14 protein-coding genes are annotated in these 14,376 nt (G+C 64.3%); 3 read left to right on the top strand and 11 right to left on the bottom strand.

From position 1 onward, the window contains the following. Positions 1-24 precede the first annotated feature (24 nt). Complete coding sequence (locus tag Q0O95_RS05800; RefSeq protein ID WP_293696305.1) at positions 25-708, top strand: metal-dependent transcriptional regulator; 684 nt, start codon at positions 25-27, stop codon at positions 706-708. On the opposite strand, the gene Q0O95_RS05795 is transcribed toward Q0O95_RS05800, so the two are convergent. From Q0O95_RS05795 to Q0O95_RS05770, 6 genes are all read right to left on the bottom strand, one after another. Next, positions 623-1,537 (bottom strand): metal ABC transporter permease, encoded by a 915-nt coding sequence (locus Q0O95_RS05795; RefSeq protein WP_293696303.1) that lies wholly within the window; start codon positions 1,535-1,537, stop codon positions 623-625. The two genes, Q0O95_RS05800 and Q0O95_RS05795, sit on opposite strands and share 86 nt — an antisense overlap. After that, positions 1,534-2,466: a metal ABC transporter permease gene (locus tag Q0O95_RS05790; RefSeq protein ID WP_293696301.1), complete on the bottom strand. Its 933-nt coding sequence runs from the start codon at positions 2,464-2,466 to the stop codon at positions 1,534-1,536. Before Q0O95_RS05790 ends, Q0O95_RS05795 begins: the two co-directional genes overlap by 4 nt. Continuing rightward, on the bottom strand, positions 2,463-3,227 hold the full coding sequence (locus tag Q0O95_RS05785; protein WP_293696299.1) for a metal ABC transporter ATP-binding protein: 765 nt from the start codon (positions 3,225-3,227) through the stop codon (positions 2,463-2,465). Before Q0O95_RS05785 ends, Q0O95_RS05790 begins: the two co-directional genes overlap by 4 nt. A 4-nt stretch (positions 3,228-3,231) precedes the next feature. Next, positions 3,232-4,170, bottom strand: a complete 939-nt coding sequence (locus tag Q0O95_RS05780) for a metal ABC transporter substrate-binding protein (protein WP_293696298.1) — start codon at positions 4,168-4,170, stop codon at positions 3,232-3,234. A 140-nt stretch (positions 4,171-4,310) separates the two neighbouring features. Further along, positions 4,311-5,654 carry a PhoH family protein gene (locus Q0O95_RS05775; protein ID WP_293696296.1) on the bottom strand — a complete coding sequence of 448 codons (1,344 nt, stop codon included), beginning with the start codon at positions 5,652-5,654 and terminating at the stop codon, positions 4,311-4,313. 124 nt (positions 5,655-5,778) lie between these two features. Further along, the gene (locus tag Q0O95_RS05770; protein ID WP_293696294.1) at positions 5,779-6,549 is read right to left on the bottom strand and encodes an isoprenyl transferase; all 771 of its coding nucleotides are present in this window, start codon (positions 6,547-6,549) and stop codon (positions 5,779-5,781) included. A 94-nt stretch (positions 6,550-6,643) separates the two neighbouring features. On the opposite strand from Q0O95_RS05770, the gene Q0O95_RS05765 reads away from it, so the two are divergent. Then, a complete protein-coding gene (locus Q0O95_RS05765; protein WP_293696337.1) occupies positions 6,644-7,321 on the top strand; it encodes a hemolysin III family protein in 678 nt (225 codons plus the stop codon). Positions 7,322-7,451: 130 nt separating this feature from the next. Continuing rightward, a complete protein-coding gene (locus Q0O95_RS05760) occupies positions 7,452-8,534 on the top strand; it encodes a trypsin-like serine protease (protein WP_293696292.1) in 1,083 nt (360 codons plus the stop codon). Between the two features lie 171 nt (positions 8,535-8,705). Here Q0O95_RS05760 and secA read toward each other — a convergent pair whose 3' ends face one another. The 5 genes from secA to Q0O95_RS05735 form a co-directional block, all read right to left on the bottom strand. Continuing rightward, positions 8,706-11,492 (bottom strand): preprotein translocase subunit SecA, encoded by a 2,787-nt coding sequence (secA, locus tag Q0O95_RS05755; RefSeq protein ID WP_293696290.1) that lies wholly within the window; start codon positions 11,490-11,492, stop codon positions 8,706-8,708. A gap of 140 nt (positions 11,493-11,632) precedes the next feature. Then, the gene (raiA, locus tag Q0O95_RS05750; protein ID WP_293696288.1) at positions 11,633-12,301 is read right to left on the bottom strand and encodes a ribosome-associated translation inhibitor RaiA; all 669 of its coding nucleotides are present in this window, start codon (positions 12,299-12,301) and stop codon (positions 11,633-11,635) included. A gap of 32 nt (positions 12,302-12,333) precedes the next feature. Next, entirely contained in the window at positions 12,334-12,945 is a 612-nt protein-coding gene (locus tag Q0O95_RS05745; RefSeq protein ID WP_293696286.1) for a ComF family protein, read from the bottom strand. Positions 12,946-13,023: 78 nt separating this feature from the next. Next, entirely contained in the window at positions 13,024-14,043 is a 1,020-nt protein-coding gene (locus Q0O95_RS05740) for a CNNM domain-containing protein (RefSeq protein ID WP_293696284.1), read from the bottom strand. Then, the coding region (locus Q0O95_RS05735; protein WP_293696283.1) for a transporter associated domain-containing protein at positions 14,040-14,376 on the bottom strand (337 nt) is incomplete at its 5' end. The genes Q0O95_RS05740 and Q0O95_RS05735, both read right to left, overlap by 4 nt.

Genomic DNA, 14,376 nt, shown 5'->3' with positions numbered 1-14,376 from the left:
CCGGGAGTTTGGTACTGTCTCCGCGTGTCCGTCTCGCAGCTGTCAGCCAGCACACAGAACTATCTCAAAGCCATTTGGAGCCTGCAGGAGTGGTCGGATGACCCCGTGACGCCCTCCGCGCTCGCAGCGAAAGTGGGTGTCAAGCTCTCGACCGCATCCGATGCCGTGCGGAAGATGGCGAAGCAGGGCCTCATCGAGCACACACCGTACAGCCCTGTTTCGCTGACGACCCAGGGGCACGCGCACGCCGTGCAGATGGTGCGACGCCACCGGCTCATCGAGACCTTCCTGGTGCGGGTGCTCGGGTACCGCTGGGATCAAGTGCACGACGAAGCGGAGGCGCTCGAGCACGCGGTCTCCGACTTTCTCGTGCACCGCATCGACGAGCACCTCGACCACCCCGATCGTGATCCGCACGGTGATCCGATACCCATGGCGGACGGCACGATGCGCGTTCCCGACACCGTCGTGCTGACGTCACTCGAACCCGGTATACAAGCCCGTGTCGAGCGCATAGCCGACGACGACCCGGAGCTGCTGCAGTTTCTCGCGGATCACGGCATCGGGGTCGGGACGCGGCTCAGCCTCCGTGCCGGCAGCCCGTTCTCCGGCGCCGTCGGCGTCATACTCGAGGGGCGGCCCGAGCCGCTGACGCTCGGAGCCGCTGCGACGGACGCTGTTCGTGTGCAGTCCTTCGACGACGCATGAGTCTCATCACGATGAACACGGCGACGAACACGACACCGTAGAAGACGGCCATGCCCGCGCTGGTCGCAGCGTTCAGTGCGTAGGCGATCCAGAACCCCCCGAGCGCGCCGCCCACAGCGAAGACCACGGTCAACGCGAGCATCACGGGCAGTCGCCGACTGAGCAGGTACGCCGTCGCGCCCGGCACGATCATGAGCGCGATCACGAGAATCGCGCCGGCTGCGTTGAAGGCTGCAACGACCGTCAGTGAGACGAGGAACATGAACGAGACATTCAAAAGGCCGACGCGCATGCCGAGCGTTCTTGCGAACTGCGGGTCGAACGTCGTCACCTTCAGCCGAGAGTAGAAGACGGCTAGGAACAGCGCGTTCAACGCGAGTACGGCAAGCATGACGTACAGGTACGAGGGCCCTATCGAGACGCCTCCCACGGTCAGCTGATGCCACGCCGCGAGGTTCAGATCGCCCACGAGCACCGCGTGGGTGTCGAGATGGATGTGCGCGAAGTTCGTGGACACGAGGATGACACCGACGCTGAACAGTGCCGGAAAGATCAGACCCTGTGGTGCGTCGCCCGTCACGAGGCCCGTGCGGATGAGCCACTCGTTGCCGATGACGACGACGAGCCCCGAGAGCGCCGCACCGATGATCAACAGCGGTGAGTCGAGACTGTGCGTGAAGAAGTAGCCGACGACGATTCCCGGAAGTACGGCGTGGCCTATGGCATCCACGAGCATCGAGTTCTTCCTGAGCACGACGAATGCCCCCGGCAGAGCGCACGCGAGTGCCGTCACGACGGCCAGGAGCGCAGTTCCGACGACGAAGCTCACGATGCGGACCCCGTGAGTTCGCGTTTCAGAGTCGCTCTCGCTCTCATTCTCCCGACGAAGTGCATGACGATGCTTCTCCTGGGCGACAATACGAGCGAGAGCACGAAGATCGCGAACATCGTCAGGACGATGAGCGGACCGGTCGGCACATTACCCATGGCGATCGACAGATAGGCTCCGACACCGCTGCCGACCGCACCGAAGACGGCTGAGAGCACGACCATCCCCCGCAGTGTCCTGGTCCACTGCCTCGCCGCTGCAGGAGGAGTCACGACGAACGCAACCATCAGCACGAGCCCCACCGCTTTGACCCCGATGACCGTTGCGATCACGATCGTCGTGAACATGAGCGTGTCGATCACCCGAGCTCTGAATCCCAGCACGGAGGCGTGATCGGGGTCGAATGTGCGCAGCGCGAACTCCTTCCAGAACACCAGCATGAGCACCAACGCGACAGCTCCGACGACGATGCTCGTGACGAGATCGGCTCTCGTGATGACCGATGCGTTACCGAAGAGATAGTCCTGGATGCCGCCCTTGCCGGGAAAGGCCCCGTTCGCGATAACGCGCATCAGCAGCATCCCGGCACCGAAGAAGATCGTGAGCGCGACCGCCATCGCCGTGTCGATCCTGATCTTCGAGTGGCGGCTGACACCGTTGGCGAACAGTACCGCGATCGTGCCGATGACGACGGCTCCGACGATGAGGCCGACCATGTTGCGCCCGTCGGTGCCCAGCACGACGACTGCTGCGAGGAACGCCAGCAGCGTACCCGGCAGCGCTGCGTGCGAAATGACGTCGCTGATGAGCGACTGCTTCCGCAGGTAGGCGAAACTGCCGAGCGCACCTGCGACGAGGCCGATGACGACGGTACCGGAGAAGATCGTCCGGTAGGTGTGGTTGTCGAAGAAGTCGAGCGGGCTCATCATGCGATTCCCGTCAGCGGGAACTCCTCACCGGAGTCGTACGTTACCCGGATGTTCTCGGCGGTGAAGACGTCGTCGACCGGCCCGGACGCGACGATCGCGCCGCTCAGGAGGGTGACCTGATCGCAGTAGTCGCGCACGGTCGCGAGGTCGTGGTGCACGATCACGATGGTCTTGCCCTGTTCGCGCAGTTCGTGCAGCACGCGCACGATGGCCTGCTGGCTCTTCGCGTCGACCCCCTGAAAGGGCTCGTCCATGAAGAAGATGTCCGGGGCCTGCACGAGCGCACGCGCCAGGAACACACGCTGTCGTTGCCCTCCCGACAGCTCACCTATCTGGCGCGCAGCCAGGTCGGGGATGCCGACCTGCTCCAGGGCCAGCTCGGCCCGTTCCCGCTCCTGTCTGCCGGGCCGCTTGATCCAGCCCAGGCCGCCGTAGGTGCCCATCGTGACGACATCCCGCACGGTCGTCGGGAAGTCCCAGTCGACGCTCGTGGACTGCGGCATGTATCCGACCCTGCGTCGAACCCTCTGCAGGGGCTTCCCGAAAAACTCGGCCGAGCCGGTGAGCGGCCGAACGAGCCCGAGCATGGCTTTGATGAGCGTCGATTTTCCTGCGCCGTTGGGCCCGACGACGCCCATGACGACGCCGCTCGGCACCGCGAAGTCGACCCTGCGCAGCACCGGCCGCTCGTCGTACGCGACCGAGAGGTTGTTCGTGCTGCAGACGATCGTGTCGTTCCGGTGAGGGCTTGTCTCCTCCATGCCGCTACCGTCCAAGGGCTTCTGCGACGGATCGCGCGTTGTGTTCGAAAACACCCAGGTACGTGTCGACACCCGGTTCGGCTCCGAGCGAGTCCGCGTACAGTTCCGCGTCCAAGATCTCGACGTCCCAGCCACGCGACTGCACCGCCTCGCGCAGGCTCGTAATCGCCTGCGGATTCGCCTGGTTGTCCTGGAAGATCACGGGCACTTCGTGCTCGGCGATGAGGTTCGCGAGCCCCGAGAGCTCCTCGGCGCTCAACTGGGCCTCCGTCGAGATGAAGTCGGTCGCGTACACTTCGAGGTCGAACGCCTCGCCGAAGTACGCGAAAGCGTCGTGGCCGGTGATGAGGATGCGCGGTTCGGGAACATCCGCGAGCAACTCCTCGGCTTCCAGCGCGACCGTTTCGATCTCCTCGATATAGCGCTCTGCGTTGGCCGTGTACTCGGATGCCCGGTCCGGGTCCGCGTCCGCGAGTTTCTCGGCGATGTTCGCGACGATGAGCGACCATGCGTCCGGGCTGTTCCACACGTGCGGGTCGAAGAGCGCATTGCCTTCGTGATCCGTTTCCGGCCAATCGAGCAGCAGTTCCTCCGGCAGCTGCTCGCCGACCGCGAGCTGCCGCTCGCCGAGGCTCTCGAGCTGGTCGATCATCTGCGCCTCGAGGAAGAGTCCGTTCCAGAACACGACATCGGCCGACTGAATCGTCTGGATGTCCCGCGTCGAAGGCTGGTAGGTGTGCGGGTCTCCCCCTGGCCCGACCATCGTCGTGACTTCGGCATCCGGCGCGATGTTCGCCACCGCGTCTGCGAGATACCCGGTTGTGGCGTACACCGTCAGCGGTAGCTCGCCGGGCCCTTCATCGCTCGAGGAGCACGCCGTCAACGACAACGACACGACCGCGAGCGCAGCGGCGGCGGAAAACAACGGTCTCGAAACGGCCAACGGGAACCTCATCTCGGTCGACTGAAATAAAATGTTCGTCTAGACGTAGTTCTCGATTGTAGACCTGCGAGTGGTGCTGAACGCAAGCGGCCCGAGGGGCGTGTCAAGTGTTCAGCACCACCCGCGTGATGCTTCTGCCGCTAACCGTCGAGAAGGCTCGTCACGAGCGCTGCGATCTCGCTCCGCTCCGATCGGGTCAGGGTCACGTGCCCGAACAGCTTGTGGCCCTTGAGCGTCTCGATGACGCTCGCGACGCCGTCGTGCCTGCCGACGCGCAGATTGTCGCGCTGGGCCACGTCGTGCGTCAAAACCACCCTGGAGTTCTGACCGATCCGGCTCAGCACCGTGAGCAGCACGTTGCGCTCGAGCGATTGCGCTTCGTCGACGATCACGAACGCGTCGTGGAGGCTGCGCCCGCGAATGTGCGTGAGCGGCAGCACCTCGAGCATCCCGCGATCAATGACCTCATCGAGCACGTTCTCGCTGACGACGGCACCCAGCGTGTCGTAGACGGCCTGGCCCCACGGATTCATCTTCTCGCTTTGGTCGCCGGGCAGGTACCCGAGCTCCTGGCCACCGACGGCGTACAGCGGACGGAACACGATGATCTTCTTGTGCAGGCGACGCTCCATGACGGCCTCGAGACCGGCCGCGAGCGCGAGAGCGCTCTTGCCGGTTCCCGCCGAGCCGCCCATCGACACGATCCCGACACTGTCGTCCAGCAGCAGATCGATTGCGAGTCGCTGCTCCGCCGAGCGACCGTGCACACCGAAGACGTCGCGATCGCCGCGCACGAGCTTGACCCTCCCCGCAGCCACAACGCGAGCGAGTGCGCTCCCCCGTTCGGAGGTTATGACGACACCCGTGTTGACCGGCAGGTCGGCGACGGCTCCCGAATCGATTTCCTCGTTCTCGTAGAGGTCGTTCACCTCGGCGCCGGACAGCGCGATCTCCTCAGTTCCCGTCCAGCCCGAATCCAGGGCCTGCTCCGCGAGGTACTCCTCGGCCGCGAGCCCGATCGAGGATGCCTTCACGCGCATCGGCATGTCTTTCGACACGACGCACACATCGAAGCCCTCGTTCGCGAGGTTCATCGCGACAGCGAGAATGCGCGAATCGTTGTCACCCAGCTGCAACCCGCTCGGCAGCACCTGCTGGTTCGAGTGGTTCAACTCGACTCGCAGGGTTCCGCCGTACTCCGTAGGAACGGGGAAGTCCAGGCGTTCGTGCACCTGCCGCAATTCGTCCAGGTTCCGCAGCGCCTTGCGAGCGAAGTAGCCGATCTCCGGATCGTGGCGCTTCTTCTCGAGCTCCGCGATGACGACGACCGGAATCACGATCTCGTGCTCTGCGAAACGATGCAAAGCCCCCGGATCAGACAAAAGAACGCTCGTGTCAAGCACGAACGTTCTTAAGACTGCCTCCTGGGGATGCGCCTCCTCCGTGCGCTTCCGACCCGAGCTTTTTGGTTGTGTTGTGGTCATATCGGCCGCCTCATATCGCTGATTTGCCTCTGACACTGCTGACGCTAGTCATCGATGCACCCCTTGGCGCCGAAAGACACGCGTACGGCACGAAATGTTCACCGAATCCGCAGCGACCGACAGATCAGCGCCCGAAGCGGCGACTCCGCAGGCCGAAGTCCCGCACGGCGCGAAGCAGGTCGACCTCGCGCAGGTCGGGCCCGAGCGCATCCATGAAGTAGAACTCGGAGTGGGCGCTCTGCCACAGCATGAAGTCGCTGAGCCGTTGCTCCCCAGAGGTGCGAATGACGAGATCCGGATCCGGCTGCCCCTTCGTATAGAGGTTTGCCGCGATGAGCGCTGGGGTGAGCTTATCTGCGAGCTCCTTCGTCGAGCCCTCGTGCGCTGCCAGAATCTCGCGCACGGCATCGACGACTTCGCTGCGACCGCCGTAGCCGACGGCGAGGTTCACCTGCATGCCGTCGCGGGATGCCGACTCGCCCGCCGCCTCCACGAGCGCGCTGCAGAGCCCCGCCGGCAGCTCGGTCGCGTTACCGACGTGCCTGACCCGCCAGTTCTCGGTCTGCGACACCTGGCGTGCGAGATCGGCGATGATGTCGAACAGATCGGCCAGTTCGGATTCGGCGCGACCGGAAACGTTGTCGTTCGACAGCAGGTACAGCGTCACGACTTTGACGCCGAGGTCGTCGCACCACTGCAGGAACTCGACCATCTTCGCAGCACCCGCTCGATGCCCGTGACCGACGGAGGCGAGCTCATTGAGCCGCGCCCAGCGTCGATTGCCATCGAGAATCATCGCGATGTGCCCTGGCACTCGTGTGCGCTGGATGTCTTTGCGCAGACGCCGCTGATAGTAGCGGTACGCCAACGAGGGCCACGAGCGCGATTTCGGCACCTTCTTACGGTAGCCCAGGTGAAACCGTATAGAGCATAGACGCAGCACAGGTGTACGCCCTACACTGTTTCATGTGACGAGTAATGCCCAACTCCTGGAACGGCCGAGCACTGTGAGCGAACCCGCGACGCCCCCCGCACAAGATGTGAAGCCGGCGCTGCGCGGCTGGATCCACGCCGCCACGGTGCCGCTGGCACTACTGGCCGGCCTCACCCTCGTTTCGCTCGCTCCGACGCCGGCAGCGAGGTTTTCTTCAGCGATCTTCACGGCCGCGAGCGTCGTACTCTTCGGCATGTCGGCCCTCTATCACCGCTTCAACTGGGGCCCGAAGGCGAAGGCAGCACTGCGTCGCATCGACCACGCCAACATCTTCTTGCTGATCGCCGGGACGTACACGCCAATGTCGGTTCTAGCGCTCCCCCCTGCGAAGGCCACGTTGCTGCTGTCGCTCGTCTGGGGCGGCGCACTGCTCGGCACCGCTGCGCGCGTCTTCTGGGTCGGCGCACCCCGATGGGTGTACGTACCCCTGTACGTCATCCTCGGATGGGCGGCGGTCATGTACATGGGCGATCTGCTCGCGTTCAGCGTTCCCATGACCGTGCTGATCATCGCGGGCGGTGTCGCGTACACGGTCGGGGCCCTCGCATATGCGCTCAAGCGACCCAACCCCTTCCCGAACCACTTCGGATTCCACGAGATCTTCCACACCCTCACGGTCATCGCATTCGGCTGCCACTGGGCCGCCGTGCTGATCGCCGCAATGCAGCACTGACGGCATTCGCACAGCGACTCGGCGTACCATCTTCATTTGGAAGTAGGTCTCGAGCTGCAGGGGTAACAGAATGCGCAAACGCCAACACCGTGTGTCAGCCCTCCCGGGCAGCATCGGCATGAGACGGCGCTTGCTGAGAGCCACCTCCGTTGCCGCAGCGCTCGCAGTTTCGCTCTCCGGCTGCATCTTCCTCCCGAGTCTCGCCAGCTGGTCGTCCGGGCCTCCCGCTCCTCCTATTCCGACGGCTTCCGACCCGATTCCGCCCACCTCCGAGCCGCCATCGATCGAACCGACTCCTGTCGACCCGACGCCGACCGACCCGACGCCGACCGAGCCGCCGAGCCCGACACAAGACCCGGGTGCGCTCGGAGAAGTTCGCGACGGGAACCCGCTGGAATCAGGCTCGGGAGTCTCCACGGATACCCCCTACGACCTCGTGATCCCGCCCTCGAGCGGAAACCCGGAGCCGGGTTCGGTCCCGCTCGGCAACGTCTCGGACGCGCGTGAGTTCAGCGAGTCGGAGGGCTCGTTCGTGACGCAGACGACCGGTCGCCTCTACATGACGTGGCCCGGTGACCGGCACGGCACTTGCTCAGGCACCGTCGTCAACAGCGATGAGGGCAACATCGTCCTCACAGCCGCCCACTGCCTCTACAGCCCCATATACCGCGAGATGGCCGAACGCGTGCAGTTCGTCCCCGCGGAGGCGGGAAACGGTTCCCACGCACCCTACGGCACGTGGGAGGGCGACCGCTGGATCGTCCCATCGATCTTCGCCGACACCGCCTACGAGGAGGACGGCTCCTCATACGGCGAGGGATGGGCGTACGACTACGCCTGGATCCGGCTGCACGCGAGCAGCTCGGGCGCCAACGTGCAGGAGTACACGGGCGGGCAGGGCGTCAATTTCACGCAGCAGTTCGACGGGGCGCAGTTCGTCGGCTACCCGACCAACGAGCCGTTCGACGGCAGCAGGCAGCGCGTCTGCTCGAGCACGCAGTTGGGTTTCGGTGACATGCACTGGCCGCACTTGACGATGTCGTGCACGATCTCCCCCGGCATCTCGGGTTCCGGATGGGTGACGGCAGTCGACCCCGACACGGGTGCCGGCTACGTCGGCGCCGTGTTCTCAACGCTCGTCTCCGACACCGTCTCAGGGTCGATGCTCGGCCGCAACTCCTACGATCTGCTGCAGGAGCTCCTCGCGATGTAGGCGCGTCGTCGCCGGTTAGCCGCAATACCGTCCATCTTGACGGTGACTGCCGGCACTCAGACGTCATCGGTGCCGATAGAGCCCTGGAGGTTCAGACGGTTCTTATCGGTCTGGATGCCGTCTGCACCCGTGAAAACCGTCTCGAACTGCCCCTAACCGAACGGCATTCGGCTAGTCCTCCACCTGACCGAATGCACCGCGCTCCTGCTTCTTCGCCTGCTTCGCAGACGCTCTCCTCTGCGCACGGTTTCCTGCCGTAGCATCGGCTTTCGCAGCCTGGCGGACAGCGGGGTTACCGGAGCGCTGCCGCTTCTTCTGCGACGCAGCAGACTGCTTCGCGCCGGTCTTCGACACCTGTGACGAACCATCCTCACTGGGTGCGGAGTAGGTCATCTTGCTCGTATCCACGGTCGGCGCATCTAAGCCGCCGCCAGTGACCTTGGGGGCCTCTGCATCACCGGTCTGCTGTACCTGCACATCGAGATTGAACAGGAAGCCGACCGACTCTTCGCGAATCGCGCCCATCATCTGCTTGTAAAGCTTGAAGCCCTCGTTCTGGTACTCGGTTTCGGGGTTCTTCTGAGAAAGCGAGCGGAGGCCGATTCCCTCACGCAGGTAGTCCATCTCGTAGAGGTGGTCGCGCCATTTCCTGTCGATGACAGAGAGGACGACGCGGCGCTCCAGCTGTCGCATGACCGGCTCGGTCAGCTCCTCTTCTCGGGTGTCGTACGCGATGTGCGCGTCCGAACGAAGCTCGCGAACGAGCAGATCGGATGAGAGTTTGTCTCCCGCCTCGGCGACAACCTCATCGATCGACAACGACACCGGGTAGATCGTCTTGAGGTCGTTCCAGAGTGCATCGAGGTCCCAGTCGTCGCTGTTTCCGGCACTCGTGTACTCCAGCACCATGTCACCGACCGAGGCGTCGATGAAGGCGTTCACGCGCTCCTGCAGGTCGTCGCCCTCGAGGATGAGCCGCCGGTCGTCGTAGATCGTCTTGCGCTGGCGGTTCATGACGTCGTCGTACTTGAGCACGTTCTTACGCACTTCGGTGTTGCGCTGCTCGATCTGGCCCTGCGCATTCTCGATGCCCTTCGACACGATGCGCATCTCGATCGGCTCGGTGTCCTCTTCCGGGTCGATCTGCGAGAAGCGCTCGAAGAGCGACCCGCCCATGAGACGCATGAGGTCATCCTGCATCGAGAGGTAGAAGCGGCTGGCACCCGGGTCGCCCTGACGGCCGGAACGACCGCGCAGCTGGTTGTCGATGCGGCGGGATTCGTGACGCTCCGTGCCGAGCACGTACAGGCCGCCCGCCTCGATGACCTTCTCGGCCTCCTCAGCAACCTCGGCCTTGACCTCGGCGTAGACTTCATCCCACTTCTCTTCGTACTCTTCCGCCTGCTCTTCGCTGTCGAGCCCCAGCTCGTTCATCCGCTGGACGGCAAGGTGTTCTGCGTTACCGCCGAGCATGATGTCCGTTCCTCGACCGGCCATGTTCGTGGCGACCGTGACGGAGCCGAGACGACCGGCCTGCGCGATGATCGCGGCCTCGCGCGCATGGTTCTTCGCGTTCAGGACTTCGTGCTTGATGCCCTTCTTCTTCAGCAGATTCGAGAGGTACTCGCTCTTCTCGACGCTCGTGGTTCCGACGAGGATGGGCTGGCCCTCCTTGTGGCGCTCCTCGATGTCCTCCGCGACGTGCCGGAACTTGCCCTCGACGGTCGCGAAGACGCGGTCCTTGTTGTCGGTTCGCTGCACCGGCTTGTTCGTCGGAATGATGACGACGCCGAGCTTGTAGGTCTCCATGAACTCGCCGGCTTCCGTCTCAGCCGTACCGGTCATGCCCGCGAGCTTGTCGTAGAGGCGGAAGTAGTTCTGCAGCGTGATCGTGGCGACCGTCTGGTTCTCCGCCTTGATCTTGACGCCCTCTTTGGCCTCGATCGCCTGGTGGATGCCCTCATTGAAGCGACGGCCGGGCATGATGCGGCCCGTGTGCTCGTCGACGATCAGCACCTCGCCGTCCATGACGACGTACTGCGTGTCGCGCTTGAACAGTGCGCGCGCCTTGATCGCCGTGTTGAGGAAGGAGATCAGCGGCGTGTTCGCCGACTCGTAGAGGCTCTCGATGCCGAGCGCGTCTTCGACCAGCTCAATACCGGCCTCGGTAACGCCGACCGTGCGCTTCTTCTCGTCCACTTCGTAGTGCACGTCGGCCTTCATGCGCTTCGCGAGCTTCGCGAACTCGCCGTACCAGCGGTTGCCTTCGCCGGATGCCGGGCCCGAGATGATGAGCGGCGTACGTGCCTCATCGATCAGGATCGAGTCGACCTCATCGACGATCGCGAAGAACGGATCGCGCTGCACCATGGCTGCGAGATCGTGCGCCATGTTGTCGCGGAGGTAGTCGAAGCCGAACTCGTTGTTCGTGCCGTACGTGACGTCGGCCTGATACTGCTCACGGCGGACGTCGGGCGTCTGGCCACTGACGATGCAGCCCGTGGTCATACCGAGCGCACGGAAGATGCGCCCCATAAGCTCCGACTGGTAGCTGGCGAGGTAGTCGTTCACCGTGATGATGTGGACGCCCTTGCCGGGAATCGCGTTCAGGTAGGCCGCGATCGCTGCGACGAGCGTCTTGCCCTCACCGGTCTTCATCTCCGCGATGTTGCCGAAGTGGAGAGCCCCGGCTCCCATGATCTGCACGTCGTACGGACGCATGCCCAGCGTTCGCTGTGCAGCCTCGCGGACCGCGGCGAATGCCTCCGGCAGCAGCGAATCCAGCGGCTCGCCACCCTCGTACCGCTCGCGGAACTCGTCAGTTTCGGCCGCGAGCTCTTCATCCGTGAGCTCCGAGAACGCATCCTCGAGTTCGGCCGTGGCCTTCACGTACTTCTCGAGACGGCGACGGATTCGGCCCTCGCCGGCGCGCAGCATTTTTTCTAGCAGATTGGCCACGTGTGCGTCTCCTGAATTATTACAAGTCGGTAACCACCCTTCATCGTAACGCCTCAGCTTTGTGTCGCGTATGTGAAGGGTTTATCGAAGCCGAGAAGCGGCCGACGCGCGTGCGTCGACCGCTTCTGACGAATGTTGCGCTAACCAGCGGCTCGCTGCTCCTGCGCGGGGTCCAGGGAGATGACGCCGTACGACCATCCCTTGCGGCGGTAGACGACGTTCGCTTCCCCCGTTCCGGAGTTGATGAAGAGGTAGAAGGGGTGCCCGATGAGCTCCATCTGGTCGATCGCTTCGCGCGGGGTCAGCTCGACGCCGTCGAAGCGCTTTTCGCGAATCACGACGGGTGACCACTCGAGTTCTTCCTCGGTAAGGCCCTGTTCGGCAGCCGTCACCTCGCCGTTCGCGACGGCATCGATGACGTCCGGGTTCGCCGGCTGGATGCCCTTGTCGGCGAATCCGCCCGCGCTTGCGTCTCGAAGCGACTCGGCACGCGGGCCGCGGCGCTGGCTGATGCGCTTGTCGTGCAAGCGGCGCGAACGCTCCATGACTCGGTGGTAGGCCTGGTCGAATGCCCGGTACTTGTCAGGACCTTCGGCCTCAGCGCGAATCACGCCGCCCGGGCCGCGCACGGTGATCTCCACGCGTGCTCCTGCAGACTGCGCGTCGTGCGCCGTAGCGTGCTTGGTCAACTTGACGGTGAGATTCTGCGCTTTCGGCAGCAGCTGTTCGACCTTTCCGACCTTGTCCGTCGTGTATTCACGGAACCGATCGGTGATCGTCGCGTTGCGACCTGTGACGTTGATGTCCACTGTGACCTCCTAGCGTCGTTGTACCCCTCAGCCTAGCCCGTTCGGCGGGGCGTGTGAGCCACCGCGAGTATGCCGACGACGGTGCCTCCCGCATCCCGGACGGCACGCGCCGCGGCGAGTACGGTGGCCCCCGTCGTCACGACGTCATCGATGACCACGACTCGTTCCCCTTCGAGCCGCCTTCGCAACGTCATCTGCCGATCAGCGGTGACACGGCTCTCCTGGGTTCTCTCCTTCTGCTCCTGCCGCCCCGCACGAGCGAATCGCAGTCGAAACGTTCGCATGCTTCGCCGCTTCGCAATTCCGCGCGCAAGCCGGTCGACAGCGTGAAAACCACGCTTCCTCAGCCCGGATGCACTCGCCGGCACGATCGCGACGGCATCCGCTTCGGGGCACGCGGCTGCGAGACGGACGGCGATCTTCCTGACGACGCTCGTGTCTCCGTGCTCCTTGCACGCGAGCACGGTGTCGCGCAGCGCTCCCTCGTAGTCGCCCAGCACCGTCGCCTCCATGCCTCGGACATCGAGAGTTCGCGTTTTCCATGCGCTCAGGCAGTCGTCGCACAACGAGGTCGCCGGCTCGTTGCAGGCTGCGCACTGCACTGGCCAGAGCACGTCGAGCGCTTCGGCCAACCACGGATGCATGCGTCGATTCTGCTTCGACGAGCCCCGATCCCGCTCTGGCAACGATCACGGCTGTGGAGAAAGGTCGCGTGTGAGGCGCTACATTTCACCCCGGGTTCCCGTCGGCAGGATTCGCCTGACGATGTCGGCCACCGTCATAACACCGGCGAACGCTCCGGCGCGCGTGACGATGACGAACTGCTCGCCCTCCTCGCGCATCCGGGTGAGCGCTTCGTACACCGGCATCGAGGCATCGAGCTCGAGAGGCGCTCTCGTCAGGCCGTCGATGACCTGTTCCGCCGGTTCGAGCAGCAGATCGCGAACGTGCACGATGCCCGGTACTCGGCCCCCTTCGACGAGAACTCTCAGGTGACCGGTGTCTGCCGATACGGTTCGCACGTCGGCCACCGTCGCATCGATTCCGACCGCCGTGATCGGGCGTTCGTTCTCCGGAAGGAGGTCCTCGACCAGGAGGCGCTCGAGTTCGAGCACCTGCGATAGCCGGGCGCGGTAGGCGTCATCGAGTACGCCGACCGCAGCCGAGTGTTCCACCAGGTGCCGAATCGTATCGGCGTCCTGGCCCCCGATGGCTTGACGCTCTGCGGGTTTGAAACCGCTCGCGGCCACGAGACGGTTCGCCAGGCTGTTGATCCATATCAGCAACGGTCGAAGCAGCCAGGCGAGCGCGCGAGAAGGAAGACCGATCAGTTTCGCCGCGAGCTCAGGATGCGCGATCGCCCACGACTTCGGCATCATCTCCCCGATCACCAGGTGCAGGAAGGTGACGAAGAGCAGAGCGATGCCGAAGGCGGCGGCATCGGCAAGCCACGGCGGTATACCCCACTCGGTGAACACGGGGACGAGCGCCGAGTCGAGCGCGGGCTTCGTGACGGCCCCCAGTGCGAAGGTGCAGCCGGTAATACCAAGCTGGGCGACCGCAAGCATGAGCGTCAGCTCCCGCATACCGCGAAGAGCGGCTCGAGCCGATCGACTATGCTCGGCATCGACCTCCAATCGGTGACGGCGGGCGGCAAGCAAAGCGAATTCGATGACGACGAAGAACGCGCTCAGCACGATGAGCGCGACCGTCGCGAGAATGACGATCAGCGGCTGGCTCATTCCGTCGCCCCCTCTCCATCCGATGCGGCGGCATCCAGCTCGACGAGGACGGCCCTGAGGCGCTGCGGAATCCGTTTCGCCACCGCTTGCACCTCGACGTCGAGCATTCGGAGCCGCTTCTCGGTCTCGACGATGTCGCCCGGGACGCCGGGCAACGGAATGCGGACGACGGCACCGAGCTCGGGAAATCCTCCTTCGTGGAAGATCGTCAGCCCGGCGAAGGTCTCAAAATCGCCCTCCGGCAGCCCATAGCCGACCGCTCGTTCGACCTCGTCGAGAGGGACGTCGCCGTCGATCCTCCAGACGTTCTGCGATTCGACGACGATACCGGCG

It is taken from the genome of uncultured Agrococcus sp., from assembly GCF_945915485.1.
Taxonomy (GTDB): Bacteria; Actinomycetota; Actinomycetes; order Actinomycetales; family Microbacteriaceae; genus Agrococcus.
This window is presented reverse-complemented; position numbering and strand designations above follow the sequence as displayed.

Coding starts and splice junctions, on each gene's coding strand:
- Q0O95_RS05740 (WP_293696284.1), bottom strand. CDS start 14,043: ATGAGCCAGCCGCTGATCGTCATTCTCGCGACGGTCGCGCTCATCGTG.
- Q0O95_RS05790 (WP_293696301.1), bottom strand. CDS start 2,466: ATGATGAGCCCGCTCGACTTCTTCGACAACCACACCTACCGGACGATC.
- Q0O95_RS05745 (WP_293696286.1), bottom strand. CDS start 12,945: ATGCATCCGTGGTTGGCCGAAGCGCTCGACGTGCTCTGGCCAGTGCAG.
- Q0O95_RS05785 (WP_293696299.1), bottom strand. CDS start 3,227: ATGGAGGAGACAAGCCCTCACCGGAACGACACGATCGTCTGCAGCACG.
- Q0O95_RS05775 (WP_293696296.1), bottom strand. CDS start 5,654: ATGACCACAACACAACCAAAAAGCTCGGGTCGGAAGCGCACGGAGGAG.